At 72.4% G+C, this 1,418-nt stretch carries 1 protein-coding gene; it reads right to left on the bottom strand.

Annotated features, from left to right (window positions below; translation table 11 throughout):
- Positions 1 to 153: 153 nt before the first annotated feature.
- Positions 154 to 1,418: phosphatase PAP2 family protein (locus tag B7767_RS40755; RefSeq protein WP_085576290.1), on the bottom strand; the 1,265-nt coding region annotated here is incomplete at its 5' end.

The following is a 1,418-nucleotide window of genomic DNA, read 5'->3' as shown; positions in this document are numbered from 1 at the left end:
CCACGGCGCCCGGTGACGGCCGGTACGGACGACCGGCCGCCGGCGGACGCACAGGGCGCGGCACCGGCCGCCGGGCTTCCGGCGCCCCCGTGACGGCGGGCGGGCCACGGAGGCTTCGGAGCGGGGTGCCGCCGACGTCCGGTGCGGCACGCCTCAGATCAGTTCGGGCTGGGGTTCCGGTTGCCGCGCCGGTGCGGTCCTAGGCTCCCACCGTGCGGTGGTCCGTACGTAGCCGTGGATCACCGAGACCATGGCCAGCACGAGCAGCGGTCCGGACACCCAGGGGTACTCGGCCATCGCCAGCGGCAGGAACCGGTAGGACAGCAGAAGCGCGGCGAAGACCGTCGTTCCGTAGGCGACCAGCCGGATCCCCGAGCGGTCCCAGCCCTGGTCGAACGTGCGCAGGGCCGCCTCGATCGTGAGCGTGAACACCACGCCGGCGATGAGGTCCGCGCCGTAGTGGTAGCCGAATCCCAGCGTCGCGGCGAGCGTGGCGACCAGCCAGAACGTTCCTGCGAACCGCAGGACGCGGGGACCCTTCCGGGAGTGGATGAAGATCGCGGTGGCCCACGCCGTGTGCAGGCTGGGCATGCAGTTCCGCGGGGTGATCCCGTCGAACGGCATGGGGTGCGGGGTGTCGGCCGGCGGCAGCGTCCGCGGCCACAGATCGGCCACGGCCCAGGGTTCGCTGGGCGGCATGTCCGGCGCCCACAGGCTGACCGCAGCCCAGTGCTCGGTGCCCGTGCCGTAGGCGAAGAGCGGTCCGACCACCGGGAAGATCATGTAGAAGGCCGGCCCGACGAGGCCGATCACGAGGAAGGTGCGCACCAGGTGGTGGCGCGGGAAGCGGCGCTCGACCGCCACGTGGCGCAGCTGGTACAGCGCGGCGATGACCGCGGCCACCGCGAGGTTGCCGTAGACGAAGTCGAGGAAGTTGAAGCCGACGGGGCCGGTGGCCGTCACGATGCGGCCCGCCAGCCACGACGGGTTGCCCAGCGCGTGGTCGGCGGTGGCCACGTACTGGTCGAGTACCGTCGGGCGGGTCTTCGAGGTGATGAGCAGCCAGGTGTCACCGGTCTTGCGGCCGGCCATCAGCAGCAGGGCCAGCCCGACGCCTTTCAGGAGCAGGACCCGTTCCCGGCCGGTGCGGCGGGTGACGGCGACGACCGCACAGCCCAGGATCACCCAGAGGGCGCCGTTGCCGAAGGGGTGGCCCCCGCCCGTCTCCGCGTCGGCCGCCCACCGGACCACCAGGAAGACGAGGTCGACACCGATCGCCGTCCCCACCGCGACGAACCGTTGCCGCCACGTGAGCACCACCATCATCAACGCCATGGCGGCGTACAGCAGGCCGCCCGACTTGGGGGCGTACACCACCTCCCGCACCTGGTTGGTGACCGGCCCCGGCAGGCCGTAGT

It is taken from the genome of Streptomyces sp. 13-12-16 (genome assembly GCF_002114215.1).
Taxonomy (GTDB): domain Bacteria; phylum Actinomycetota; class Actinomycetes; order Streptomycetales; family Streptomycetaceae; genus Streptomyces.
The sequence above is the reverse complement of the archived record's forward strand: the minus strand, read 5'-3'. Positions and strand labels throughout refer to the sequence as shown.